We start from the raw sequence: 25369 nt of genomic DNA, 5'->3' as shown, positions 1-25369 counted from the left end.
AGCCTAAGCGATATTTATGGATAGCGACTTCTACACGGCATATTTATTACACCGACGTCCTTTTAGTGACTCACAAGTAATGCTTGATATGTTAGTAGAAGGCGTTGGCCAGTTGCGCATGCTGGCGCGAATTAGCGGTCGCCAAGCAACAAAATACAAAGCTCAGTTACAACCCTTCCAAGCCTTACTGGTAAATTATACCGGTAAACACGACCTGAAATATATCCAACGATTTGAACTACATGGCACGCAATCCACACTAGTTGGGGATCAGCTTTATTGTGGGTTTTATCTAAATGAATTAACCAACCGCATTGTACCAATTAATGAACCAATTGATCATGCCTATCAATTGTATAAAACTCACCTACAACAGCTTAACCAGCACCCTAACTTACAAGCTGTATTACGTTCTTATGAATTTCAATTATTAGAATTATTAGGCTATGGCGTTGACTTTAGTTTTGATGCCGCAGGCGATCCAATTTCGGCAGAGCAAACGTATAGTTACTTTGCTGAATACGGCTTTGTTGCCCAAGAAAATCAAGGCAGTGGCTTTTCTGGCGCGCAGTTAAATGCAATTGCAGCTCATGACTTTAGTGCGCCGGATGTGTTATATATGGCAAAACAATTAAGTCGTCATTTAATGAAGCCTTTATTAGGCAAAAAACCATTAAAAAGTCGCGAGCTGTTTATATCCAAATAGTTTGGGTATTCACCAACAATCTTAATACGGTATTTTTAACCGTTATTTTTACAGGTAAAAAAATGAAAGATATTCTTTTGGGTATAAACGTTGATCATATTGCTACCTTACGCCAAGCTCGGGGTACAAATTACCCAGATCCAGCACATGCTGCGAGTGTTGCTGAGCATGCTGGCGCTGATGGGATCACTATTCATTTACGTGAAGACCGTCGTCACATTCAAGATCGTGACGTGTATGTGATGGCTAAAACAATCCAAACACGAATGAACCTTGAAATAGCGGTTACAGATGAAATGATTGATATTGCTTTAGATGTTAAGCCAGCTTATGTTTGCTTAGTACCAGAAAAACGCGAAGAGTTGACCACCGAAGGCGGTTTAGACGTTGTTGGTAATCTAGATAAGATTAAAGCCGCGACAGCAAAATTAACTGACGCCGGTATTAAAGTATCATTATTTATCGATGCAGACAAAGCACAACTAGATGCAGCTAAAGCCTGTAATGCCCCTTATGTTGAAATTCATACTGGCGCTTATGCGGATGCGCAAACTGATACCGAGATACAAAAACAACTTGAGCATATTCATCAAGGCGTAAAGTATGCAGCAAGTTTGGGTTTGATAGTAAACGCCGGCCACGGTCTTCATTATCATAACGTGAAACCGATTGCTGCTATGAAAGAAATTTACGAATTAAACATTGGTCACGCAATTATAGCGCGCGCAGCCATTGATGGATTAGATAAAGCAGTACGTGACATGAAGCGACTAATGCTAGAAGCGAGAGCTTAATTTTAACTTCTCTTAAAATGCAAAAAACGACTCAAAAGAGTCGTTTTTTATTATTTGTATCTAACTGGATTAACAGTTAGTTTCTTTAGCGTTAACGCCTTCTTTTACTTCTTCACAGGCGTCTTCTACTTTGTTTTGTACGTCGGTCACAGCTTCATCGATGCGCTCACCGGCCTCTTCTGCATGATTGTCTTCACAACCCATGATAAAAAAACTAGCGAATAAAGCGATCACAGCGGTTTTAATAGTTGTCGATTTCATAATGTAATTCCTTGTAAAAATAATAGATGTGTTGTTATTTAAAATAAATTGTTATCACTTAGGGACATTGCCGCGCAATGCACCTGAAACGAGTGAAATAACTAACAATATAATAAAGATAAAAAAGATAATCTTAGCAATTCCTGCTGCGGCACCTGCGATACCACCAAAACCTAACACTGCAGCAATAAGTGCAATAACTAGAAATGTAATTGTCCAGCGTAACATTGTCGTCTCCTTGGTTTGTTAATTTGTTCAGAGTAAATAATGCTAGTTACATGCCATGTATTTAAATCCTTTATTATCAATGTCATAGAAGTTTGTTTCATTTCTCTTCATAAATTAGGTGGGAATTATTTACAGCTTTATCTGTAACTTATACTCGACGCTCTAAAAATCAATATTTTAGTCGTTTTTTGGTAAGACCAATTTCATTTTTGAGCCATTTGTATTTAATCAAGCGGTTGTTCAGTCGTTCAGTCGGTAGGTTTTCCAGCTGCGGATAAGCTTTTACTTATAAGTTATAGCTATATTCAGTATTTTTATCATCTATATCCTATGAAATTATAGCAAAATGTAGAGTGTTAACTTTGCTGAGCATATGTTAGCTTTGTATTAATTGGTTTTACCAATTTACAAAGTGTTGGACTTGGTCTTTTTCTTTGTTATGATTGTTGCATAATTATTTAAATAAAGTGATTTTTTACCTAGCGGGGCTGGGTGGAAATAATCAGGGGGGAGCAGGATGGATATAGGTCAGTTACTTGCTACAGCAGCAAACTTAATGATCACCGGGATGGTGGGCGTTTTCGTTTTTCTTTCGTTGTTGATTTCAGCAATTACCATTATGTCTAAATTAGCGAGTCGTTTTGAACAGCCGGTTGCAACGCCAACGCGTACACCGTCAATCAAAGCATCAGGTGTATCAAGTGAACACATCGCTGCGATAAGTGCAGCCATAGCTCAATACAAAAATAAACAAAAACTATAAGGGGTGACTTGTGGCTAAATTAAAATTAACAGAATTAGTACTTAGGGACGCGCATCAATCATTATTAGCAACGCGTATGCGTTTGGATGACATGCTACCGATTGCACAAAAATTAGATGATGCAGGTTACTGGTCGATCGAATCATGGGGTGGGGCTACTTTTGATTCATGCATTCGTTATTTGGGTGAAGATCCTTGGGAGCGTATTCGTGCTCTTAAAAAAGCTATGCCAAATACTAAACAGCAAATGTTATTACGTGGTCAAAACCTTTTAGGCTATCGTCATTATGCCGATGATGTTGTTGAAAAATTTGTAGAGCGAGCGCACAAAAATGGTGTTGATGTGTTTCGTATTTTTGATGCGATGAACGATGTTCGTAATCTTGAAACGGCTATTAAAGCTGCGATTAAAGTTGGCGCACATGCACAAGGTACAATTTCGTACACAGTAAGCCCGGTTCATACACTTGATATGTGGTTAACGCTTGCCAAGCAGCTTGAAGAGTTAGGCTGTCATTCAATTTGTATTAAAGACATGGCCGGTTTGCTTAAACCATACGATGCAGAAGAGTTAATCAAAGCGTTAAAAGAAACAGTCTCTATCCCAATTGCAATGCAGTGTCATGCCACAACAGGTTTAAGTACTGCTACTTACCAAAAAGCGATTGATGCTGGTATTGATATGCTTGATACCGCAATTTCATCAATGAGTATGACTTACGGGCACAGCGCAACTGAAACGATTGTATCGATTGTTGAAGGTACTGAACGTGATACTGAGCTGGATTTAAATCAACTCGAAGAGATTGCGGCTTATTTCCGCGATGTTCGTAAAAAATATGCCGCGTTTGAAGGCAGCTTAAAAGGTGTTGATGGTCGTATTTTATTAGCGCAAGTGCCTGGTGGCATGTTAACTAATATGGAAAACCAGCTTAAAGAGCAAGGTGCTGCGGATAAATTGAATGAAGTATTACTTGAGATCCCACGTGTACGTGAAGACTTAGGTTATTTACCGTTAGTTACACCAACATCACAAATTGTGGGTACACAAGCAGTATTAAATGTATTGACGGGCGAGCGTTATAAAACTATCACCAAAGAAACTGCCGGAGTGCTAAAAGGTGAGTATGGCTTAACTCCTGCGCCGATGAATAAAGAATTACAAGAGCGCGTACTTAATGGCGCAGAAGTCATTACTTGCCGCCCAGCTGATTTATTGCAACCAGAACTAGAAATACTCCAAGCTGAGTTATTAAAAGAAGCACAAGAGCAAGGTTTAAGCTTAGCGGATGAGCAGATTGACGACGTGTTAACGTATGCATTATTCCCACAAATTGGGTTGAAATTCATTAAAAATCGTAATAACCCAGATGCTTTCGAAGCTGTGCCAAGTGCTGAATCTGCTAATAAAGAACAACCAGTTAGCAATAAAAAAAGTAACAGCAACACAGTAAAAGCAGAGCAGTACAGCGTAAAAGTAGATGGTAAAGTTTATGATGTGGTGGTTGCACAAGGCGGTGAGCTTAAAGAAGTAACACTTAAAGATAGTGAGCATATTCCACAATCGGCGTCAGTTGCTTCCGGCGAAACACTTAACGCTCCACTTGCTGGTAACATCTTTAAAATCAAGGTGAAAGCGGGTCAAACGGTAAATGAAGGCGATGTAGTGATCATCATGGAAGCGATGAAAATGGAAACTGAAATTCGTGCAACCCACACCGGTACTATTGCTGAAATTCTTGTTGCTGAAGGTGATTCAGTGGCAACGGGTGACGCTATGATAGCACTAGCTTAGGAGCGCAGAGGATGGAAGCATTATTAAACCTCTGGCAAGCAACAGGTATTGCTAATTTTACATTTCCTGCGCTTATTATGATCGCAGTAGGGTGTTTATTGTTGTATCTGGCAATTGCGCGTAACTTTGAGCCGTTATTATTATTACCAATTGGCTTTGGGGCAATATTAACAAATATCCCCGTAGCGGGCTTATCAGACCCCGGTGGTTTGCTGTATTACGTTTATCATATTGGGATTGATACCGGTGTATTCCCATTATTAATATTTATGGGTGTTGGTGCACTCACTGATTTTAGTGCCTTGATAGCTAATCCTCGTATGTTATTGCTAGGTGCTGCAGCTCAGTTTGGTATTTTTGCAACCTTGTTTGGCGCAATTTTACTAAACTATGTACCAGGTTTTGAGTTTTCTTTACAAGATGCGTCAGCAATTGCGATTATAGGTGGTGCAGATGGCCCGACGGCAATCTTCTTAGCCTCAAAACTTGCTCCTGATTTATTGGGTGCTATCGCCGTAGCTGCATACTCATATATGGCGTTAGTGCCAATTATTCAGCCGCCAATTATGCGGGCTTTAACCACACCAGAAGAACGTAAAATTCAAATGCCACAGTTACGCACCGTATCAAAAAAGGAAAAAATTATTTTTCCGTTAATGGTATTGAGTTTAACGATTTTGTTTTTACCTGCAGCAACGCCACTGGTAGGCATGTTCTGTTTAGGAAACTTGATGCGAGAGTCTGGTGTGGTTGACCGTTTAAGTAATAGTGCACAAAACGAGATCATAAATATCACCACTATTTTCCTTGGTTTAGCTGTAGGCTCTAAGCTTGCTGCAGATAAGTTTTTAACCGTAGAAACAATTGGTATTTTGGTACTCGGCGCCTTGGCTTTTGCAATTGGTACAGCTTCAGGTGTATTTATGGCAAAAGGTATGAACAAGTTCTCTAAATCACCAATCAATCCCCTCATCGGCGCGGCTGGTGTATCAGCTGTGCCAATGGCTGCACGCGTAGTTAATAAAGTGGGTCTGGAGAATAATCCGCATAATTTCTTATTAATGCATGCAATGGGACCAAATGTTGCGGGAGTACTGGGTAGTGCTGTGGCTGCAGGTATCTTGTTAGCACTGGTAGGTTAAATAAATCATTAAACTATACCCAGCGAGCTGAGTATGGTGAGGTAACTTTTACTTCCAACCGACTGCGCAGTATTTACTGCGCTTTTTTTTGCGCTTAGGGTCTGTTGACCTTTCAGGGTTAAAATTTGTTCAAACTAGGGGCGATTTAATCACGGCGCGAGATTTGTAACCTAGTGGGCTAAGTAAAAATCGAGCAACAAAGAGTTAATCGCCCCTAGGCAGAACCCTTCGGGCAGCGCGTGTTTGGCATTTATGCCGCGTTATCTCCTATTTATGGGGAATAACCACATTACATAGGCTCTGCCTTGCCTAAAAACCAAACGCGCAGCTGCAAATTTAACCTCGAAAGATAAACAGACCCTAGGTATACTCGATAGATATTTTATTAAATAGGAATGGTATGAATATCTTCGTGATTTTAATTTCACTGTTTGTTGCATTAATCATTCTTGTGCCACTACTTGAAAAGTATCAGTCTAAAATGGGCCTAGATGGTGCGACTAAATACGCCAAATATATTTGGCCATTAGTGATGATTTCATTGGTTGTGCAATTGATTTATGTGTTGGTGAAGTAGAGCGTAGCTGTCAGTTTTAAGGTCTGGAGCGGTAAGCTTTAAGTTGTAAGTGATAAGCTCGTGTTTAAATGGACTGTGTAGGTTGGGTTGAGCACCGAGAAACACAACGAAAAAATTGTAACGGTAGACATCAATCTTTGAATATTTATCTATGCTCGTTACTCTGCGATCCCACAACAGTCACGCAGCTTTGGGTTTCCCGTGAAGGCCACATGGTCTGAACGATGTTTAAACGCTTTGTATGGATAATAAACCCATCTTGTTAAGTTATTAGTGCCCCATTGGATCAAAGTAAGCCACCCAGGTTAGAGCACAAGCTTGTTTTGATTTTGCTTTTTTCATGTAGAACATTGCATTTTCGTCAGTTGAACAATTCATAAGCGCTACACCTAAATTGTAAAATGCATGTTTGTTATTACTGCCTTGATCTATTGCTTTTTTAAAATATTCAGCCGCTTCTTGATGTTTGCCCATATCACATAGAACAGTTCCATAGTTTATGAGAGTTAGCTCATCATCAGTATGGTTATGTAAGACTTGCTCAAGAATGCTTTTTGCCTCATCAAAGTTTTGATGCCACTTGGAGTTATCTTTCCAAGTTTCATCTATTAATGATTTGGCTTTTTTGTTTATATCTTCAATGCTCATTCTGAAACGTAACAATCTATTTGTCCCATTTTGGTGGTTTTTTAGCACACCAAAACGGCGGTCACTAATGTTATCGGAGAAAATTGCAATATTAATAATCGCATGGCTAAATTTCAATCAATAAAATATTCAATTTTCGCTCATAGCCGTTTATCAGGTGACGTTTGCTTAACTTTCAAAACTATAAAAGTAGATATGAGGCAGCACATGCAAGTTCTATTGCAACATTAATTTGCGAATACAACCGGAGCGCATCACATCAAATAGTTCAACAAAAAGCCGTTGCTATTTACATAACAACGGCTTATATTTTTCGCTGACCGCTTACTTAAGCGCTAACTGTAGCTCTCGGTTGCGCTCTAGCTGCGCTAAGAAGTTATCTGCGATTGGTTTAAACTTAGCAAGCTCGTCGCGTGGCAGTGGCTCTGACTTCGGTAACTTAACCGTTTTAGGGTTACGGTGAACGCCATTAACTAAAAACTCGTAGTGTAAGTGTGCGCCTGTTACACGACCGGTGGAGCCGACAGTACCAATTTTTTGACCTTGCTTAACTTTTTGACCAGTTTTAACTAGTTTCTTGTTAAGGTGTAGGTATTTAGTGACGTACTGTGTGCCGTGACTAATAAATATATAGTTACCATTATACTTACTGTAACCGGCTTTAATTACTTTACCATTACCAGAGGCAACTACTGGCGTTCCAGTACGAGCTGCGTAGTCAATGCCACGGTGTGCTCTTACTTGTCCTGTTACAGGGTGTAAGCGACGTGGATTAAAGCTTGAGCTTATATATTTAAAGTTAACCGGTGCACGTAAAAATGCTTTTTTCATACTACGCCCTTCAGGCGTGTAAAAAGTACCATCGCTGTGACGAATAGCCGCGTAACGTTGACCTTGGTTAATAAACTCAGCAGCTATAATTTTACCTGTGCCAATAAACTCGCCATCAACATAATGCGATTCATAGATTAAACCAAATTGATCGCCTTTACGGATATCATTGGCAAAATCCACATCCCAACCGAATATGTCAGCAAAGTTCATTATTTGCCGTTCACTTAAACCAGCAGCAATACCTGAGGTCCAAAAGCTGTTGGTAATTTCTCCGCCTGTTGATTTAGTTAATGTTTCAATTTCTTTACTATCAATAGACGTATCGTAGTTACCTTCTTCATTTAATGTAACGAATAGGGTATCTGTTTTTGAAATCACATAACGTAACTGTGCCAAAGAACCATCTTCGGCGGTAGCAAAGCTTAATGTTTCACCAGGGTGAATTTTACTAAGTTTACGTGTTTCTGCATTGGTATTAAGCAGTTTATGAACGGTTTGCGCTGAAAAGCCGGCGCGTTTGAAAATAAGTGCTAAATTGTCACCGTTCTTTACTTCAAAATCGACTAGATTGTATTCTGGGAATTTTGCTGCATCTTCTTGCGAATTTAATTCAGTTAATTTTTCGTTATCATCAACTTTAATTTGTAATTCGTAGCGCTTGCCAATTTCTAGCGCATCAGCGCTATTGTCTTTAGAGGCGGTGGCTTTTTCTGAAGGAATGAGTGTTAAAGCAGCAATAGCAGAAACCAAGCCTAGAATAAGCAATTTGTGTTTTTTTGGGAGAGTGTGCACAACGCGAACCATAACGTGCCTTTTCCTGCTGTCAAGATAATTAATCACTAATATTGCAGGATATACTTAATAAAGCGTTAATACCAGTGTTTTGTAGATTTAAACTGGCGCGGATTTACGCTAGAATCACCAGATTGACTGAATTTTTTGGAGTAATACATAGTGGACTTACAAACCGCTCTAGCAGAGATAAAACGCGGTGCTGAAGAAATATTAATTGAAGACGAGTTAGTCGAAAAGCTAAAGTCTGGTAAAAAGCTAAAGATCAAAGCTGGTTTTGATCCAACTGCACCTGACTTACACTTAGGTCACACTGTGCTAATTAATAAAATGAAAACCTTCCAAGACTTAGGTCATGAAGTGATTTTCTTAATTGGTGATTTCACCGGTATGATTGGTGACCCAACGGGTAAAAATGTAACTCGTAAGCCACTAACCCGTGAAGATGTCTTGGCAAATGCTGAAACATATAAAGAACAAGTATTTAAAATTCTGGATCCGGCTAAAACCACGGTTGCTTTTAATTCAACTTGGATGGAGAATTTAGGCGCTGCAGGGATGATCAAGCTAGCAGCACGTCAAACTGTTGCTCGTATGCTAGAACGTGATGATTTTAAAAAGCGTTATGCTGGCGGACAATCAATTGCGATTCATGAGTTTTTGTATCCATTAGTGCAAGGTTGGGATTCAGTGGCACTTGAAGCTGATGTTGAGCTCGGTGGTACTGATCAACGCTTTAATCTATTAATGGGTCGTGAGCTACAAAAAGACGAAGGGCAAAAACCACAAACCGTATTAATGATGCCTTTACTTGAGGGCACCGACGGTGTGCAAAAAATGTCTAAGTCATTAGGTAACTACATTGGTATTACTGATGCCCCTAACGATATGTTTGGTAAAATCATGTCTATTAGTGATGAGCTGATGTGGCGTTATTATGATTTGCTAAGTAGCTTATCAATTGACGAAATTGCTGCGCTCAAAGAAAAGGTTGCACAAGGTACTAATCCGCGTGATATTAAAATCGATTTAGCAAAAGAAATGATTGCTCGTTTTCACAGCGATGCAGCAGCTGTTGGTGCGCATGAAGATTTTATTAAACGTTTTCAAAAAAATGCGTTACCGGATGATATCCCAGATATGACAGTAACGATTGATGAAGATACCGTATTTATTACTAACTTGCTTAAAGAAGCAGGCTTAGTCGCGAGTACGTCAGAAGCTATGCGAATGATCAAACAAGGCGCAGTTAAAATCAATGGCGAAGAAAAGGTCACTGATACTAAGCTTGAAATTGCAAAAGGCAGCACAGCTATTTATCAAGTTGGTAAACGTAAGTTTGCAAATATTACCTGTGCTTAATAGGTAAAGAATGAAAATTCAGTTTTAAAAACCAGCTTCGGCTGGTTTTTTACTCTTTGTGATTACAACATTGTTTTAATGATTTCGATGCCAAATATGACCAGTAACCAAAAGCCACGCGCTTGATTTAGCCGATTGATCAATACAGCAATATCATCAGCCTGTGGTAAGCGCTCAGTACCAATACGCATTTTATCAAATCGAGTATTTTGGTATATGGCAGGGCCACCGAGTTGCACACCAACAGAGGCCGAACAACAACTTAATAACCAGCCACTATTTATTTGATAAAAATGTCGTCCATAATGCTTAATATAATGAATGCTCAATTTACTGGCTTTACTTGCTGCAATAGTCAGCGCCAATATCCGCGTAGGTAACCACTCAAGAATATATAATAGCCAACTAAGTGATTTTAAAAATGGGCTATTAGGCATAATATCTTTGCGCCAAGCTTGGTGGATCAAAGTCAGTAAGCGATAAGCCAGTGCAGCCATAGGGCCAAATAGTAGATAAAAGAAAATAACGCTAAAGTAATGACGAGCCACTCTTAAGATCAGCGTTTCCATAATGGCTTTGCAAAGACCAGAGCCTGATAATTTATCAACCTGGCGAGCAAGTAGTGGTTTTAATAACTCTCGGGCTGTTGATTTTTGATTTTGTTTAACGAGTCGTGCAATGCGCAGCGCTTTACTTTCTACACTTCGCCACTCTAGGCTGAGGTATAAAATTAACCCTGCTAATAGTTCAGGGTAATAGGCAAATTCAAGCAGTAAGATTACCAAGGTCATGATCACTAAAATGACAAAGGTGAAACATAACGAAGATGACAAATATTGGTAACTTGCAGGTTCACTCTTTCGAAAAACGCGTTTCCCAAGTGCTCTAAATACTGCAATTAAAAATGTATTTGGGTGATACCAGCTTACTAAAGGTAAAAAGCGCTCAGCAAGGAGCGCTAATATAAATACAATAAAGTCCAAATGTTGCTGAACTAAATTGAGTAACACCTTATAGCGTTACCGTAGTCAGCTTTTCTAGTAATGCGATCACCATTTTTGATGAGTTTATTGAAGCGGTTTCTAGGTATTCTTCAAATGACTGTGGTGACTCTTTACCTGCAATATCAGACATTGAGCGGATCACTACAAACGGTGTTGCTAGTGAAAAGCATACTTGTGCAATGGCAGCGCCTTCCATTTCTACAGCTAACATAGTAGGGAAGTCCGCACGGGCTTTATCAATACGTACCGGATCACACATAAATGAATCGCCAGTACAAATTAAGCCGATCAGGGTCTTCACGTCACTTATGCTTTCAACACTTTGTTGTGCAGCCTCTATTAATTTAGGGTGAGCGGCAAAACCAGCAGGCATCTGTGGTACTTGGCCAATTTCATAACCAAAAGCGGTTACATCAACATCATGATGACGTACCTCAGATGAAATTACCACGTCGCCAACACTCAGAGATGGATTAAAACCACCGGCAGAGCCTGTGTTGATCACACAGTCTGGTTGAAAATTATCAATCAATAACGTTGTTGCAATACTAGAGGCGACTTTACCAATACCTGATTGCACTAAAGTCACAGTGTTACCAGCTAATTCACCTGTATAAAAAGTGAAACCTGCTTTAGTTAGAATTTGTGGATTTTGCATTGCTTCACGCAAAATTTTAACTTCTGGCTCCATCGCGCCAATAATACCGACATTCATAATTTTAAATTCCTCTAATTAGATGTTTAGATTATACGTGAAGTTAGCGATAAAAAACAAAAATGCGAGCTTAAAAGCTCGCATTTTATCGTTTAAGAAAACTTATATTTCAGCTAAAGCTGTGGAATGGGCTTTAGCTTGCGAAGGAGATAGTACCGCCGGCTTAGTAACACGGTTGCGTGTCGGGCGGCTAGTTTGTGCTGTTGGCTTGCCAAGCTTAAACATAATTGCTTCGCGTACTTCTGATGGCCGATAGCCAGATTTAACTTTCATACGGATATGTGGAATGCCAGCAGCTTCAAGTGCACCATTAACAAACCAGTCTCGTTGTGCTTTATGACCATCTTTATTGGCGTTGTTTACTAAGTCAACCGCTGCCACAATCGTCATCTTTTCTTTATCAATCAGCACATAATCCAGTTGTTTGTTTTTTGCTTTAGCGATTGCAGCACGTTTAGCTTTAGCAGATAAACCTTTTTTACAATCAATGATATCGATTAATTTTACACGGCTAACAATTTTATATTGATCGCCTACAGCACGTTCTAAAAGGTTTAAGAATGAGCTTTCAACTTGCGTAAATACACTGGTTTTACGCGTGAATGGGTAAGGGTTTCCGCCATCATCGGTAAACTTTGACGCAACAACAGATGCCCCTACGACTAATACTAGAATTGATAATAAAGCGAATTCCATACGGTAACTCCACAACAACAAATTGACACTGTAATATTGTTAGCAATTAACGTGCCCAGTTGTAGTGAAGTTACACTTTATAACAGCTAAGTTATGGCTGGTATCCGCCAGCAATTCCTTTTACTGCAATCGCTACAGCATCATGGGCATGCAGAGATTCATAATGGTTTATTTGTAGCCAGTAATCGGCGTATTGTGCATCTTCTAACACGGCTTTGATTTTACGCGCAGCATCTTCACAAAACATCAGATTTTGACCATTTAAACGGGCAAATTCTTGCTCATCTTCACGCTTAACTGCCGCTTGTACTGGGGTTTTAAGTTCATCTTCAAGAGTATTGATCAAGCTTAAAATATCAAACTCACGGATGCTGCTATCTAGTTTGACTTTTACATTGGCGATAGAGCGTTGCGAGTGAGGAGTTGCAACAATGCCATCAGTACTGCCAAGCCAGTTGATCACTTCTTCATGGCTAAGGGGATGCTGCTGAAACTTTTCAACAAAGGCTTGTTGAATAAGTTGCCGAGCTAATGCCGCTGAGCATGGGCAAGTTGATGAGTAAGTTACATCAAGGCTTAACTCAAAACTAAGTACACCGCGGTCAATTTTTGCCACTATGGTTAACGGGTAGCTTTTCCAACCCGCTTTGCCGCTAAGGAGTGATTTTCTGCGCAGCGGTAGTTCAAACTTAAATTCAATTTTAGCTTGATCCGATAACCCTTCATGGCTGGAAATAAAAGTATCTAGTGCTTGGGCAATCGTTGTGGGGTTTACCTGCTGCTCAGTTGATAAGGTATCGAGCGCTAAAAATAACCGCGACATATGAATACCTTTTGCGTCTTCTTTGTGAAGATTAACAAAAGCACGAGCTTTAGCGTTGACATTAATAGGCGCAAGATCACGAGATTCAAATAAAAAAGGCAGTTCAATATCAGCCATACCAACCCAGTCTAATTTACCTGTTTGTAAGGCGGGAGCCGTATCTGCTATATCGGGCATGTTGCTTTGCATGAAAAATCTCGTTATTGGCAATTGTAAAGCGCGATATTTTACACGAAATAAATAAAAAATACGTGGTAGATGAAAATTTTCTGTTTTCGTCGCGGAACATGAAAATAGTTAATGCAAAAATGCTAACATATTAGCACTAGTGGTTTTTTTGTAGCTGTGTAGTCAGCTGATTTTTTATATACTTATATGTATAGTTAAGAGACAGATTTATATATGATCGATTCCTCTTTGAGTCCATGGGCTCGAACACTTTCCAGTTTAATTACTCGATTCGGTGAATTCAAAACCGCAACTATCTGTTATGCATTACTATTAGTCTTGGCATTAATATTGTCGTGTATGTTTTATTATGTTGCAGTGGGCGAGGTGATGCTCGTTGATGTGCTTGCCGTAATGTTTTTTACTGCAGTAGTGTCGCCCATTATTATCAGTGTGTTGATCAATTCAATTCGCCAGTTAGATGCTTCCTATGCGTATTTAGATAGTGCCACCAAGCAAGAAAAATTATTAAATCAAACTTTAAAAGATAATATCAATCGCTTAAATGTAGAGATAGATGAACGTAAAATGGCATTTCATGCCAAACACCGTGCAATCGAAGAACTCAGACGAGAAATCGTCGAGCGTAAAAAAACCCAGCAAGAGCTTGCTCAACAAGGCATGTTATTGCGCTCTATTGTTGATTCATCGCCTGATTTATTTTATTACCGTGATAACAATGGTGTTTTTGCCGGTTGTAATAAAATGTTTGAAGAGGTGATGGGTAAATCAAGTGACGAGTTAATAGGTAAAACTGCAGAGGAAATTTATCCAACGCAATTCTTACCGGAAGTATTACTAACTGATAACAAAGTCGAAAAAACTCACGCCGCATTAACGCTTGATGTTGAATACCCTGTAGGCAATGAAAACCGTTGGTTTGAAATGCGCAAGCTCCCATTTATTAATGATGACGGTGACTACATTGGTTTATTAGCGTTTGGCCGCGACATCACCAGCCGTAAAGAAGCAGCTCAAGCACTTGAAACCGCTTATAAAGACAAGGGGAAATTTATTGCCACCCTAAGTCATGAATTACGAACTCCGCTCAATGGTATTGTGGGTTTAACCCGGATGTTGCTAGACACCGACTTGGATAAGCAGCAACGTAGTTGGTGTAATACAGTATTTTCTAGTGCTGAAACATTAGGAAATATTTTTAATGATATTATAGATTTAGATAAAATAGACCGCGAGCAACTCGATATTGTTACCGACTCAATAAATGTTTCCGACTTTATTAATGATGTGGTTAACTTTGCTGGATTAATTGCTGAACAAAAAGGCCTAGAGTTTGAAATTAAGCGCAAAGGTATGTTGGATATTTATGCGCAACTAGATCCGACCCGATTACGCCAAGTGGTGTGGAATTTAATAAATAATGCGGTTAAATTTACCCAACAAGGTAAAGTTCAATTAGCGTGTGTTCGGGAAAACCGTGCGGATGGTACGTGGTTAGTAATGAAAGTTACCGATACTGGACAGGGTATTCCACAAGAGCAATTACATCGTATTTTTGATATGTATTATAAAGCGCCAGATTTAAATGGCACTAATGCGATAGGATCAGGTATCGGTTTAGCTGTCACCAAGGCATTGGTTACTGCAATGAAAGGACAGTTACATGTGAGCAGTACCGAAGGGGAGGGCAGTTGTTTTGTTGTTGAAATACCGCTGGCCCTTTGTATTGCTCCGGCTGAACAAAGTTATGTTGGCCGTAGTTTGAATATCTTGCTAGTTGAAGATGTGCCGCTTAATGCTGAAATCGCCACTAACTTACTTGAGCAACGCGGCCATGAAGTTATCTGGGCTGAAACCGGTGAAGATGCATTGTCGTTTGTTGAAACTGAGGATGATCTGGATTTAGTACTGCTAGATATGCAGCTGCCAGATATTAATGGCGATGAAGTAGCAAGACAGATCCGTGCCGATAGCCATTTTGATAAGTTACCTATTGTAGCCCTTACGGCTAATGTGCGTAGCGCCGAAGAAGAGTTACAAGGTATCTCAATTCAAGGCGCATTAGCCAAACCTATCAATACCACGAAGCTTGATAAAATGTTGGCTGAACTATTTGATATTAAACATCTACAACAGTCTGATGAAATACGCCTGACGGTTAGCAAAGAAGCCAGTGAAAATATCAATGTAGAGTTACTTGATGTTGAAACCATAGAAGATTTTGTTAATTCGATGGGCATAGTTACATTTAAGCGCAGCAGCAGTTTATTTGAAAAGCTTAATCCACAGTATCAGCAAGAGTTGGCAACGTCACTAGCAGCCGGTGACCGTGAAGAGTATAAGTCCGTCGCACATAAGCTTAAAGGTGCTGCAGGTTCAGTTGGATTAAATGATGTACAGTTACACGCTAAGATCATGGAACATGGTGCGATTGAAGAAAGTGATGAAGTATTAAATACTTGGCTAACAATATTGGCAGATAAAATAAATGAAGGGCAACATGCCCTTCATTTATTCTTACAGCAATTAGAACGTTAATGCTGTCATTACTTGGTAGAACGGATATTAACTATCGATTTTACCAATGAAACGATAACCTTCACCATGGATGGTGCTGATAAGCTCAGATGTGCTGTTATCACTTTCAAAATGCTTTCTGATACGACGGATCGTTACATCAACAGTACGGTCATTTGCACGTAACTCACGACCAGTCATATGCTTGATTAGCTGCTCACGACTAAAAATACGGCCTGGAGAGTCAAGCATTAAACGTAGTGCTCTGTATTCACCTTTAGGTAAACGTTTGGCATCACCATTTGGTGATGTTAAACAGCGGCTATTTTCGTCAAGTTCCCAGCCATTGAAAGTGATCACACCATTTGTTTCAAGGCTTGATTCTTCACCGCCAAGGGCAGTACGTGAAAGCAAGTTACGAGCACGAATAGTTAATTCACGAGGATTGAACGGCTTAGTAATATAGTCGTCCGCGCCAATTTCTAGGCCTAAAATACGGTCTACATCATTATCACGACCGGTTAGGAAAATAAGTCCAACGTTACGCTTTTGACGTAATTCACGCGCTAATATTAGCCCGTTTTTGCCTGGCAGGTTGATGTCCATAACTACAAGGTTCACATCATCATTATTTGTAAGCTTGTCATGCATGTCATCGCCATCAATGGCTTCAATAACTTTGTAACCTTCAGCTTCAAATAAACTAACGAGGTTTAGTCGAGTTACGTCTTCATCCTCTACAATCAGAATGACTGGCGTTTGCATTATTAATTAACCTTTTTCGGAATATTTTATTTACAATTAATTCGGTATTGTATTATAAAACCGAATACTAGTGATTATAGGAGTATATCCAATTGTTAACAAGTAAAATCAATTCGGATGAAATTTAGAAACAGCTAATAACCGAGATTGCACTTTAAAACTGCTGCGCAACAACTGCTGTTTATTGATATACAGTCGGATTTTATTCCCTTCTTGGACCAAAGAGACAACGCCCCCTTTTTCTAAAAAATTGATACTCTCACCAACTGTTAAGGTATTTAATGAAATGGTATCGATCCAAAGTGGAATTATATCATCTTCCATTGTTTCATCAATGTATGTGATATCACAAAAGCGAGAAAGTTCAGAAATTTGCTGTTTTTTATCAATTAACACTGTTTCAATCGGTATATCGTTAATTTTAAGATTCGAATTATCCTTTAATAACTCACCAATTCCATGTTCAACGTCATAAAAACAAAAAGTCACAGCCTGTTTATTGTTAACTTTCGGGAACTCGACGAATTTTGCAATCTGAAATAGAAATGCCGATTTGACTTGTTCAGGTGATTTAGCCTGTAAAAATGCTGGAAACAGCAGCATCAGAGCCAGTAATAAACCCGTTAGTTTCATAATTTGCTTGCCTCAGTTAAGGGCAAGGTAATTATAAAGCGTGTGCCTTCTATATTTTGATCATCAAAATAAACATTGCCACCTAAGGCTTGTGTGACTAAGTTGTAAACTAGATGCATACCTAAACCACTGCCACCTTCGCCGCGTTTAGTGGTAACAAAGGGATCAAAAATGCGTTTTTTAACGCTTTTATCAACCCCGATACCATTATCATAATAGTTAATGCTCAGGCTACTTTCGTTGCGTTCCACTGTAATTTCGATTTCGTTATTTTGATTATCTTTAAAGCCGTGGATCACCGAGTTACTTAACAATTGCTGCAATATCTGCTGAAGCGGGCCTGCTTTACTTTCGATCATCAATTGTTCAGAACAATGAATAACGATTTTAGGAGCTTTGCTCTCTAATTCAGTACGCATTGAAAGCATCACGTTGGTGATAAGCTCATGCATATTGACCAGCGAATTAATCTCTCCATCTTGGTTCACCGCTACTTTTTTAAAGCTGGATACCAGTTCCGCAGCGCGATTTAAATTCCGATAGATAAGATCTAAGTTTTCTATACCATTGTCGATAAAACGTTTCAATTGACTTGAGGTTAAGGTTTTTTGCTCAAACCCTAGGCTTATTTCTGCCAGTTTATCGCGTAGCAGGGTAGAGCCAGTGATCCCTAAACCAATAGGTGTATTTACTTCATGTGCAACACCTGCAACCATTTGCCCTAAAGAGGCCATCTTTTCACTTTCAACAATCTGATTTTGGTATTGATGCATCCGTTCAAGGGTTGTTAGCAACTCTTGATTTGCTTCTCTGAGCGCGATTGTACGTTGGTTTACTTTTTCTTCTAAGCTTTGGTTTAATTGTTTAATTTCTTGCTTATCGTTTTTATGGCGCTCTATTTGATTTTGCGTGCGAGTCAGCATGATGTTTAAACTGTTCGAAAGCATGTTGATTTCGGTAATATTAGTTTTTGGGGCTCGGGCGTTGTAATTATGATTTTTCGAGACATCTTGCAGTAATCTGCTTAAGTGGTCTATAGGGTCGGCAATACGTTTTTGAATTCGTTTTGCTACAAAATAAACCAGTATTAAAACGAATAACGTTAAAAGAATGTCGATAAGAATTTTTTGGTTAATATACTCGTTGAGGCGCTCTAGGCCGCCACGAATATACACATAACCCTTAATATCACCTTCGTACGTGATTGGCTTGATTAGTTCTATGTAGTCTTCAGTGATCCTAGGCTGTTGGAGTTGTTCAATACTATCAACCCGAAGCGGCACTGGTGGCGTTTTTCGTGCATTAAAGCTGGTAAAAAATACCGCTTTATTTGAAATTTCGTCAATTGCGTAAATATGTATATTTTTAACGAGTGGAATTTTTTCGAAAGATTTAAGACGTTGTTCTTCGGTTTTTCTATCATCAAATAGTACGGTTACTTGGGCATTAAAGGCGATAATTTCTGCAAGGATATTGAGCTTGTTGACGATTAACTGTTTTTGCTCTTTGACATCAAGGTAGGTCGAAATAGAAATAGATAACGATAAACACAAGGCAGTAACAAGCATGACTGCACTGATCAGGGCTTTGCGAATACTTGTTGGCGATGTTGATAAAGGCATTATTGTAATGAAGGCCCAGTTATATAATTTTTATTGAGTTGCTGTAAGTCTAGCAAAGACCTATCAAAGTGACTAAAAAATATAATAACTTTGTTGAAAAGCTGCCATTTATATTATTTGGCAGCGTTTGTGAGGCAATAGTTGTAATTAACTGCTATACACTGAAAATTTGTTGGTTTTGTGTACTACTTGATAAGTACCGAACTGAGTTTCTAGAATTGGCGGGTATTTCAAGAAGCAGTTTGCAACAATAGTTAACTTGCCTTGCTTAGTTAAGTGCTGTTTAGCACCACTTAAAAACTGTTCAGCAACAGTATAATCAGTGGCAATACCGGTATGAAATGGTGGATTTGAAATAATAAGCTCAAATTTTCCAGTTACATTTGCTAATCCATCACTTAGTAAAGCGCTACCGTTTACACCGTTAAGTGCCAATGTTTGCGTGGTTGCATAAGCTGCAAGAGCACTAACATCCGTACAGGTAAAACTCAAAGCTGGATTTTTCAAACCTAAGAAGGTCGCAATAAGACCCGCGCCACAGCCAAAATCCAGCACATTGCCAGATTTAATTTCAGGTGCATTCTCTAACAGTATTTTAGTACCGCCATCAAGTTCACCGTGATTAAATACGCCAGGTACGCTAATGGCATTAAAACTAACGCCAGCCACATCAACATTAAATTGTTTGTGGTAACGAGTAATAACAAACTCAGCTAAGGTTTTTATCTCGGTGAATAAATACAAAGCACAATGGCGGGCACTGTCGATTTTATTGCTGTATTCACAGTGGCTACTAAATTGCTTTTCGATCGATTTCACACCACTTTTATTTTCACCAACCACCAGTAACTCAGCGTCTGGGTTGATAACCGCGCGAATATTGTCCAACGTCATCAATGCTTCAGGTTTTGCTTTTGGGTAGTAATAAATAACGAGGTCAAAGTGTTGACCGGCTATCTCATGGCTAACACAAACATCAATAGTGTTGATATTTTTAGCAAATTCGCCATTAGCATGGTTGTAGCTAAAAGCGCTGATCTTGCTGTTTGGATTTAACTGGCGCAGTTGTGACAAAAAGCCATCTTGCACAAAATTAACTACTAAAATAGAGTCCGCCGTTAGGTTTGCACTATTGCGTAGTAAAAGTGAACTTGGATTAGTTAATGCGCTCATATATGGCTTTGCCTTTAAAGTTGTTTTGATTAATTTAGCTAATACGCTCGAACATTAAATCCCAAACGCCATGACCTAAACGATGGCCGCGTTGCTCAAATTTCGTCAAGGGACGTAAATCAGGACGTGGCACATAATCGTTAGTCTCTGATTGGTTTTTAAAATGCTCCGCTGCTTGCATTACTTCAAGCATATGTTCTGCGTAGTTTTCCCAATCAGTTGCCATATGGAATACACCGCCAATTTTTAATTTGCTACGTAAGCTCTCTACAAATGCAGGTTGTACAATACGACGTTTATGGTGACGTTTTTTATGCCATGGATCAGGGAAGAATAGTTGCACCGTTGTAATGCTGCCCTCAGCAATACAATCAGCAAATACTTCAACAGCGTCATGCTCAAAAATACGTAAGTTTGTAATGCCTGCTTCATCAGCATCCATTAAACATGCGCCAACACCTGGGCGGTGTACTTCAATACCAATAAAGTTAAGGTGTGGTGCGCTCTTGGCCATTTCGACCAATGATTTACCCATACCAAAACCAATTTCTAAAACAACGTCGTTGTCATTGCCAAATACTTGGGCTAGATCAAGCATGCCTTGTTGATGTTCAAGCCCCATGGTTGGCCAGCATTTTTCAATTGCCGCAGCTTGTCCTTTGGTTAAACGACCTTCGCGCTTAACAAAACTGCGAATGGTACGAATATATTTACCTTCTTGCATCGCTTGCTCAAGGTTATCGTTACTTGAATCACTCATATATTTTGGCCTGATGAAAACAACATGTCTTAAAATGGTGGCGTATTATCCCTGACCACGGCGTTGATCACAAGGCCTTATCTTTTGTGTATGTTTATAACTTGATATTTTAACTCACTGCAATAGACTGAGCGCCATTAAGGGTCGGGTTTTAAAAGTAGTTATTTTGAAGTTAAACAACAGTGAAGCAAGCTGGTTTTCTCAGCAAGTAGTCGATTGGTATGAGTTACATGGGCGTAAAACCTTACCTTGGCAATTAAATAAAACACCTTACAAGGTGTGGGTGTCTGAAGTGATGTTGCAACAAACTCAGGTAATCACAGTTATTCCTTACTTTGAAAAGTTTATGCAAAGTTTTCCAGATATTATCGCTTTAGCAAATGCAGATGAAGATCACGTGCTGCATCACTGGACCGGATTGGGCTATTACGCTCGAGCTCGCAATTTACATAAAACCGCAAAGATAATCCGAGATCAATACAAAGGCGAGTTTCCAACAACGTTAGACGAGGTTGTTGCTTTGCCAGGAATTGGGCGCTCGACTGCAGGAGCTGTTTTATCGCTTTCTCTTGGCCAGCATCACCCTATATTAGATGGTAATGTAAAACGCGTGCTTGCCAGATTCTTTATGATTGAAGGTTGGTACGGAGTTAAAAAAGTTGAAAACCAATTATGGCAACTATCAGAGCAGTTAACTCCAGCAAAACAAGTGACTGAGTTTAACCAAGCAATGATGGATTTAGGAGCAAGCCTCTGCTCACGTAGCAAGTTTGATTGCCAACCTTGCCCGTTGCGCTCGCGTTGTGGAGCGTATAAGACTGAGCAGGTAAAACAGTTCCCTCATTCAAAACCTAAAAAAGCAGTGCCAAAGAAAGTGTGTCATCAATTAATTATTCAATGTAATGATCAAGTATTGATGGAAAAAAGGCCTAACTCAGGAATATGGGGCGGCTTATTTAGTTTTTTTGAGTTTGAGCAAAAATCTCAGTTAGATACTTTTTTAGCACAGCAAGGGCTTGCCGTTACAACTGTGCCGATTGAGCCTTTTACGCATATATTTTCGCACTTTGAATTAACTATTAATCCGCATGTACTCACTTTGCATAAAGTGCCTGATGTGGTGAATGAGCGACAACTAGTTTGGTACCCGTTGGACCAGTCCATAGAGGTTGGTTTAGCCGCTCCAACTAAAAAGCTAGTTAAACAAATTGCGACAATAGTTTACACTAACTGATATCGTTTCTAAGAGCACAAGAGAGCAATCATGGCACGCACTGTATTTTGTCAAAAGTTACAAAAAGAAGCCGAAGGGCTTGGTTTCCAACTTTACCCTGGTGAGTTGGGTGAAAGGATTTTTAATAATATTTCTAAAGAAGCATTTGCACAGTGGCAGCACAAGCAAACAATGCTGATCAATGAAAAGCATTTAAATATGATGGATCCAGAGCATCGTACTTTTTTAGAAGAGCAAATGGTTGGCTTTTTGTTTGAAGATAAAGATGTAGAAATCGAAGGCTACCGTCCGCCAGAAAAATGATTTTCACATGCGAATAAAAAGGGCAATAAGCCCTTTTTTAACGCTTGAATTAAATCAGATCATCTTGCTCTTGGGCATTACTAACTTGCTCTTTTAAAAACTGCGCAACACGGGAGTACTCAATCTCTAAATTATCACGCAGTTCGATTAGTTGATCACTGGTTAAGTCTTGTTCTTTACAGTTATCTTCAAAGTCAGCTGCCAGTTCAGCTACTTTTTCTGCGCCAATTGTTTTCGATATAGATCTAAGTTGATGGCAAGCTGCAATTATTATTTCTTTATCACCGGTCATTACCCCCGTATTAATGTCTTTAGCTAACGTATGGCTTTGCTCTAAGTACATTTTAAAGAATCGTAACTGCTTTGCGTCATCATTGTTTATGTATTTAGCGAGCATTTCAAAGTTAATTGGTGCTGACGGCTTATTAGGAGAAGCCGTAATCGACTCTTGTTTGCTTTCACTCCAACTATTAAGTGTTGCCTCTAGTGTATTTAATTCAACGGGTTTAGTAATGAAATCGTTAATACCGGCATTTAAACAGCGTTCTTTTTCACCCTTTAAGGCATTTGCCGTTACTGCAATAACATAAGGCTGAGCGTTGATGTCTTCAAGTTGCGCGGCTTCGTCGCGAATTTTTTCAACCATGTCATAACCTGACATTTTAGGCATATGTAAGTCAGTTAAAATTAATGGGTAACGACCGCTTTGCCACATTTTTAAACCTTGTTCGCCGTTTTCAGCAACCTCAACGCCAAACCCAAGTAAATGTAGTTGATCGGTAAGCACTTGTTGATTCAAAATATTGTCTTCAACAAGTAGCACGAGTTTGTTTTCTTCGCGTGCTTGTTCAATATTTAAATAATTATTAAGGGTTTTAACTGGTTTAACTTGTCTTGGTGTATGCAGCCCCGCAGCAACCAATAGCGACATCATAAAGTTTGACTTACATAATGGCGACGCATTAAGGTAAAAGATGTTTTTGTGATTTATTGCGGCTTCATCCAATTTACTAAGTACGATCACCTGTTGGTTATTATCTTCAAGGGTATACAGTAAACGGCGTAGTAAGTAATTAATGCTATCCATTGAATCGATACCATCAAGCACCCAAATAACACCGGGGTTGTCTTGATACTGTTCAATTTCTTGCACCGCTTGCACTGTAATTGTTTTTGCTCCCATAAATGATAAATAACGAGAAAGCGTTTGTTGTCTGCTTTGATGCTCAGTGACGAGTATCACCGAATGATCTTTCAAGGCGCCTTTATGGGCATACTTTATGGTGTTTTCAGTACTGAATGGCAATTCCACCACAAAGTCACTACCAATACCTATATCGCTGGTAACACTAATCGACCCTAACATTAACTCGGTTAAACTTTTACAAATAGATAAACCTAGGCCAGTGCCACCGTACTCACGGGTAATTGATCCTTCGGCTTGAATAAATGGATTGAATATTTCACGCAGCTGAGCTTGGCTCATACCTTTACCATTGTCGCTGACGCTAAAACGCAGAGTAAAATGGTCAGCAGTATTTTGTGCCACTTCTACAGCAATGCGTACCTGACCTAGGCGATTTTCATCGGTGCTTGTAAATTTAATCGCATTACTACATAAGTTATAAAGTACTTGGCGAACGCGAACAGTATCACCAATTAAATTAATTGGTACATCAGGGGCTATGGCAAGCTCTAAATCAAGCTGGCGTTTTTTTGCAACCGATGACAATACTCTGGCAACTTCTTCAATAGTATCCGAGACCGAAAAAGGAGTTGGATCGATATTTAGTTTGCCCGCTTCAATTTTTGAGAAATCTAAAATATCATCCAGAATACCCAGTAGTGAAAAGGCTGATTCACGAATAATTGTACTTAGACGATGCTGAGCGCCATTAAGATCTGTTTGCCTTAGTAAATCAATGGTGCCAATTACGCCATTCATTGGGGTGCGTATCTCATGGCTCATAGTTGCTAAAAACGTGGTTTTGGCTTCGCTTGCTTGTTCAGCTCTATGGCTCGCTTTTTCAAGCGCTAAAGTGCGGTTTTGCACTTCAGTTTCCAGACTGCTTTGCAGCTTATGCAAATCTTTTTGGGCTACGTCATTACTATTGATGGCATCTTGTACTTGCTGCAATAGTTGATTGATATTTTTAGCTACAACGCCAAGGCCGATATCTAATTGTTCGTCGATATGTGTATTGTAACTACCAGATTTAGTGATGCTTTCTAATTTATGCGCAAGAGTGTCACTACTTTTGCGGATCCGCGTATTAAGATAAACGTTAAAAAACAGCGCCAGTAAAAATAAACTTACTCCAGCAATTCCTGCAATAGCCAATGCAAGTCCGATGGAATAATTTGGCAGTAGAGGGGTTACAGCTATTTTTTGTTTAATGATCAATTCACCAACGGGTTGATCATTTAAATTTAATTGATAGTGAATAATACCTTGCTCAACTGAATATTGATCAAGTTTTAGCGGTGCAATTGCCGGTTTATTACTAGCAAAAACCAATTGTGTTTGTGCAGTAGGTGTATATCGATATAAGTAGTAATCAAATTGATTATTAAGCGCAGCACTTAAATTTAGTAGTTGTGTGGCATTATCTTGTCCTGTTCGAGTTAATGCATTTACTAAAGGTGTGTCTAATTGCTCAGCTAATGTCATTAAACTTAGTGAGCTTGGTGGTGCTTTTGAGTCTTCAGTGTGGCTAGGGTAAAAAGAATAAGCAACCACAGCGAGTGCTGTTACGGCTAAGTTTATTAGTATAAAAAGAGGTAATAGTCCTTTTACAGGAGAAGAAAATTTACTCAGCATTTATTATCCAACTTATCTATTATCAACCGCAATCTAAACAGTCGCTTGTGTACTGGAAATCAATCCTATCATTTACCAGAAATAATTCACTACGTTTTTAGGACTGTTGTACACAAAGCAGTTAAAATACCTATCCAATACATAAATTAAAGAGTTATAGCTGTAAAAAAACAGCGTACTTTACATTTATTAGTCGCTTTGTTGAAAAACTG

24 protein-coding genes are annotated in these 25369 nt (G+C 39.2%); 10 read left to right on the top strand and 14 right to left on the bottom strand.

Translation table 11 applies throughout. The features are described 5' to 3' along the window. Positions 1–16: 16 nt before the first annotated feature. Both recO and pdxJ read left to right on the top strand, forming a co-directional pair. Positions 17–706: a DNA repair protein RecO gene (recO, locus tag PSR9079_RS06970; RefSeq protein WP_145237591.1), complete on the top strand. Its 690-nt coding sequence runs from the start codon at positions 17–19 to the stop codon at positions 704–706. Between the two features lie 62 nt (positions 707–768). Then, positions 769–1500, top strand: coding sequence for a pyridoxine 5'-phosphate synthase (gene pdxJ, locus PSR9079_RS06965; RefSeq protein WP_149980896.1), 732 nt, complete (start codon positions 769–771; stop codon positions 1498–1500). Positions 1501–1569: 69 nt separating this feature from the next. Here pdxJ and PSR9079_RS06960 read toward each other — a convergent pair whose 3' ends face one another. Both PSR9079_RS06960 and PSR9079_RS06955 read right to left on the bottom strand, forming a co-directional pair. Beyond that, positions 1570–1761 (bottom strand): hypothetical protein, encoded by a 192-nt coding sequence (locus tag PSR9079_RS06960; RefSeq protein ID WP_149980895.1) that lies wholly within the window; start codon positions 1759–1761, stop codon positions 1570–1572. Positions 1762–1815: 54 nt separating this feature from the next. Next, positions 1816–1989, bottom strand: coding sequence for a DUF1328 family protein (locus tag PSR9079_RS06955; protein WP_149980894.1), 174 nt, complete (start codon positions 1987–1989; stop codon positions 1816–1818). Positions 1990–2506: 517 nt separating this feature from the next. On the opposite strand from PSR9079_RS06955, the gene PSR9079_RS06950 reads away from it, so the two are divergent. From PSR9079_RS06950 to PSR9079_RS23620, 4 genes are all read left to right on the top strand, one after another. Next, positions 2507–2752, top strand: a complete 246-nt coding sequence (locus tag PSR9079_RS06950) for an OadG family protein (protein WP_149980893.1) — start codon at positions 2507–2509, stop codon at positions 2750–2752. Between the two features lie 10 nt (positions 2753–2762). Then, complete coding sequence (oadA, locus tag PSR9079_RS06945; protein ID WP_149980892.1) at positions 2763–4547, top strand: sodium-extruding oxaloacetate decarboxylase subunit alpha; 1785 nt, start codon at positions 2763–2765, stop codon at positions 4545–4547. Between the two features lie 11 nt (positions 4548–4558). Then, complete coding sequence (locus tag PSR9079_RS06940) at positions 4559–5689, top strand: sodium ion-translocating decarboxylase subunit beta (RefSeq protein ID WP_145237582.1); 1131 nt, start codon at positions 4559–4561, stop codon at positions 5687–5689. 400 nt (positions 5690–6089) lie between these two features. Continuing rightward, positions 6090–6266 carry a hypothetical protein gene (locus tag PSR9079_RS23620; RefSeq protein WP_179959149.1) on the top strand — a complete coding sequence of 59 codons (177 nt, stop codon included), beginning with the start codon at positions 6090–6092 and terminating at the stop codon, positions 6264–6266. Between the two features lie 270 nt (positions 6267–6536). Here the strand turns inward: PSR9079_RS23620 and PSR9079_RS06935 are convergent, their stop codons facing one another. Together PSR9079_RS06935 and PSR9079_RS06930 are read right to left on the bottom strand one after the other, a co-directional pair. Beyond that, positions 6537–7031, bottom strand: coding sequence for a tetratricopeptide repeat protein (locus tag PSR9079_RS06935; protein ID WP_149980891.1), 495 nt, complete (start codon positions 7029–7031; stop codon positions 6537–6539). Positions 7032–7238: 207 nt separating this feature from the next. After that, entirely contained in the window at positions 7239–8552 is a 1314-nt protein-coding gene (locus tag PSR9079_RS06930; RefSeq protein WP_149980890.1) for a peptidoglycan DD-metalloendopeptidase family protein, read from the bottom strand. 150 nt (positions 8553–8702) lie between these two features. On the opposite strand from PSR9079_RS06930, the gene tyrS reads away from it, so the two are divergent. After that, a complete protein-coding gene (gene tyrS / locus PSR9079_RS06925) occupies positions 8703–9902 on the top strand; it encodes a tyrosine--tRNA ligase (RefSeq protein WP_145237578.1) in 1200 nt (399 codons plus the stop codon). 62 nt (positions 9903–9964) lie between these two features. Here the strand turns inward: tyrS and PSR9079_RS06920 are convergent, their stop codons facing one another. The 4 genes from PSR9079_RS06920 to folE2 form a co-directional block, all read right to left on the bottom strand. Beyond that, positions 9965–10912: a cobalamin biosynthesis protein CobD/CbiB gene (locus PSR9079_RS06920; RefSeq protein WP_149980889.1), complete on the bottom strand. Its 948-nt coding sequence runs from the start codon at positions 10910–10912 to the stop codon at positions 9965–9967. Between the two features lies 1 nt (position 10913). After that, positions 10914–11621 (bottom strand): 5'-methylthioadenosine/S-adenosylhomocysteine nucleosidase, encoded by a 708-nt coding sequence (gene mtnN, locus PSR9079_RS06915; RefSeq protein ID WP_149980888.1) that lies wholly within the window; start codon positions 11619–11621, stop codon positions 10914–10916. Between the two features lie 102 nt (positions 11622–11723). Then, positions 11724–12317: a DUF2726 domain-containing protein gene (locus tag PSR9079_RS06910; RefSeq protein WP_149980887.1), complete on the bottom strand. Its 594-nt coding sequence runs from the start codon at positions 12315–12317 to the stop codon at positions 11724–11726. Positions 12318–12408: 91 nt separating this feature from the next. Beyond that, positions 12409–13329 (bottom strand): GTP cyclohydrolase FolE2, encoded by a 921-nt coding sequence (folE2, locus tag PSR9079_RS06905; RefSeq protein ID WP_149980886.1) that lies wholly within the window; start codon positions 13327–13329, stop codon positions 12409–12411. A 213-nt stretch (positions 13330–13542) separates the two neighbouring features. On the opposite strand from folE2, the gene arcB reads away from it, so the two are divergent. Further along, positions 13543–15867, top strand: coding sequence for an aerobic respiration two-component sensor histidine kinase ArcB (gene arcB, locus PSR9079_RS06900; protein WP_149980885.1), 2325 nt, complete (start codon positions 13543–13545; stop codon positions 15865–15867). A 27-nt stretch (positions 15868–15894) separates the two neighbouring features. On the opposite strand, the gene arcA is transcribed toward arcB, so the two are convergent. From arcA to trmB, 5 genes are all read right to left on the bottom strand, one after another. Next, positions 15895–16611 (bottom strand): two-component system response regulator ArcA, encoded by a 717-nt coding sequence (gene arcA / locus PSR9079_RS06895; protein WP_016709833.1) that lies wholly within the window; start codon positions 16609–16611, stop codon positions 15895–15897. A gap of 108 nt (positions 16612–16719) precedes the next feature. After that, positions 16720–17244, bottom strand: coding sequence for a YfiR family protein (locus PSR9079_RS06890; RefSeq protein WP_149980884.1), 525 nt, complete (start codon positions 17242–17244; stop codon positions 16720–16722). Then, complete coding sequence (locus PSR9079_RS06885; RefSeq protein WP_149980883.1) at positions 17241–18866, bottom strand: sensor histidine kinase; 1626 nt, start codon at positions 18864–18866, stop codon at positions 17241–17243. Before PSR9079_RS06885 ends, PSR9079_RS06890 begins: the two co-directional genes overlap by 4 nt. Before the next feature lie 147 nt (positions 18867–19013). Beyond that, positions 19014–20039 carry a 16S rRNA (guanine(1207)-N(2))-methyltransferase RsmC gene (rsmC, locus tag PSR9079_RS06880; RefSeq protein ID WP_149980882.1) on the bottom strand — a complete coding sequence of 342 codons (1026 nt, stop codon included), beginning with the start codon at positions 20037–20039 and terminating at the stop codon, positions 19014–19016. 34 nt (positions 20040–20073) lie between these two features. Next, a complete protein-coding gene (trmB, locus tag PSR9079_RS06875; protein ID WP_145237549.1) occupies positions 20074–20799 on the bottom strand; it encodes a tRNA (guanosine(46)-N7)-methyltransferase TrmB in 726 nt (241 codons plus the stop codon). Between the two features lie 166 nt (positions 20800–20965). On the opposite strand from trmB, the gene mutY reads away from it, so the two are divergent. Together mutY and PSR9079_RS06865 are read left to right on the top strand one after the other, a co-directional pair. Then, positions 20966–22033, top strand: a complete 1068-nt coding sequence (gene mutY / locus PSR9079_RS06870; protein ID WP_425468847.1) for an A/G-specific adenine glycosylase — start codon at positions 20966–20968, stop codon at positions 22031–22033. A gap of 30 nt (positions 22034–22063) precedes the next feature. Then, positions 22064–22336 (top strand): oxidative damage protection protein, encoded by a 273-nt coding sequence (locus PSR9079_RS06865; protein ID WP_145237543.1) that lies wholly within the window; start codon positions 22064–22066, stop codon positions 22334–22336. A 49-nt stretch (positions 22337–22385) separates the two neighbouring features. Here the strand turns inward: PSR9079_RS06865 and PSR9079_RS06860 are convergent, their stop codons facing one another. Then, a complete protein-coding gene (locus tag PSR9079_RS06860) occupies positions 22386–25157 on the bottom strand; it encodes a hybrid sensor histidine kinase/response regulator (RefSeq protein ID WP_149980880.1) in 2772 nt (923 codons plus the stop codon). Between the last annotated feature and the right edge of the window lie 212 nt (positions 25158–25369).

Source organism: Pseudoalteromonas rhizosphaerae, assembly GCF_902498845.1.
GTDB lineage: Bacteria > Pseudomonadota > Gammaproteobacteria > Enterobacterales > Alteromonadaceae > Pseudoalteromonas > Pseudoalteromonas rhizosphaerae.
Note: the sequence above shows the minus strand (reverse complement) of the source record. Positions and strands in the feature narration are given on the sequence as shown.

What these genes read in the sequence shown, in the direction of transcription:
- PSR9079_RS06960 (WP_149980895.1), bottom strand. Translation starts at nt 1,761, where the DNA reads ATGAAATCGACAACTATTAAAACCGCTGTGATCGCTTTATTCGCTAGT.
- rsmC (WP_149980882.1), bottom strand. Translation starts at nt 20,039, where the DNA reads ATGAGCGCATTAACTAATCCAAGTTCACTTTTACTACGCAATAGTGCA.
- trmB (WP_145237549.1), bottom strand. Translation starts at nt 20,799, where the DNA reads ATGAGTGATTCAAGTAACGATAACCTTGAGCAAGCGATGCAAGAAGGT.
- PSR9079_RS06890 (WP_149980884.1), bottom strand. Translation starts at nt 17,244, where the DNA reads ATGAAACTAACGGGTTTATTACTGGCTCTGATGCTGCTGTTTCCAGCA.
- mtnN (WP_149980888.1), bottom strand. Translation starts at nt 11,621, where the DNA reads ATGAATGTCGGTATTATTGGCGCGATGGAGCCAGAAGTTAAAATTTTG.
- PSR9079_RS06860 (WP_149980880.1), bottom strand. Translation starts at nt 25,157, where the DNA reads ATGCTGAGTAAATTTTCTTCTCCTGTAAAAGGACTATTACCTCTTTTT.
- pdxJ (WP_149980896.1), top strand. Translation starts at nt 769, where the DNA reads ATGAAAGATATTCTTTTGGGTATAAACGTTGATCATATTGCTACCTTA.
- folE2 (WP_149980886.1), bottom strand. Translation starts at nt 13,329, where the DNA reads ATGCAAAGCAACATGCCCGATATAGCAGATACGGCTCCCGCCTTACAA.
- PSR9079_RS06910 (WP_149980887.1), bottom strand. Translation starts at nt 12,317, where the DNA reads ATGGAATTCGCTTTATTATCAATTCTAGTATTAGTCGTAGGGGCATCT.
- PSR9079_RS06865 (WP_145237543.1), top strand. Translation starts at nt 22,064, where the DNA reads ATGGCACGCACTGTATTTTGTCAAAAGTTACAAAAAGAAGCCGAAGGG.
- arcA (WP_016709833.1), bottom strand. Translation starts at nt 16,611, where the DNA reads ATGCAAACGCCAGTCATTCTGATTGTAGAGGATGAAGACGTAACTCGA.
- arcB (WP_149980885.1), top strand. Translation starts at nt 13,543, where the DNA reads ATGATCGATTCCTCTTTGAGTCCATGGGCTCGAACACTTTCCAGTTTA.
- recO (WP_145237591.1), top strand. Translation starts at nt 17, where the DNA reads ATGGATAGCGACTTCTACACGGCATATTTATTACACCGACGTCCTTTT.
- PSR9079_RS23620 (WP_179959149.1), top strand. Translation starts at nt 6,090, where the DNA reads ATGAATATCTTCGTGATTTTAATTTCACTGTTTGTTGCATTAATCATT.
- PSR9079_RS06885 (WP_149980883.1), bottom strand. Translation starts at nt 18,866, where the DNA reads ATGCCTTTATCAACATCGCCAACAAGTATTCGCAAAGCCCTGATCAGT.
- PSR9079_RS06955 (WP_149980894.1), bottom strand. Translation starts at nt 1,989, where the DNA reads ATGTTACGCTGGACAATTACATTTCTAGTTATTGCACTTATTGCTGCA.
- PSR9079_RS06950 (WP_149980893.1), top strand. Translation starts at nt 2,507, where the DNA reads ATGGATATAGGTCAGTTACTTGCTACAGCAGCAAACTTAATGATCACC.
- PSR9079_RS06940 (WP_145237582.1), top strand. Translation starts at nt 4,559, where the DNA reads ATGGAAGCATTATTAAACCTCTGGCAAGCAACAGGTATTGCTAATTTT.
- PSR9079_RS06930 (WP_149980890.1), bottom strand. Translation starts at nt 8,552, where the DNA reads ATGGTTCGCGTTGTGCACACTCTCCCAAAAAAACACAAATTGCTTATT.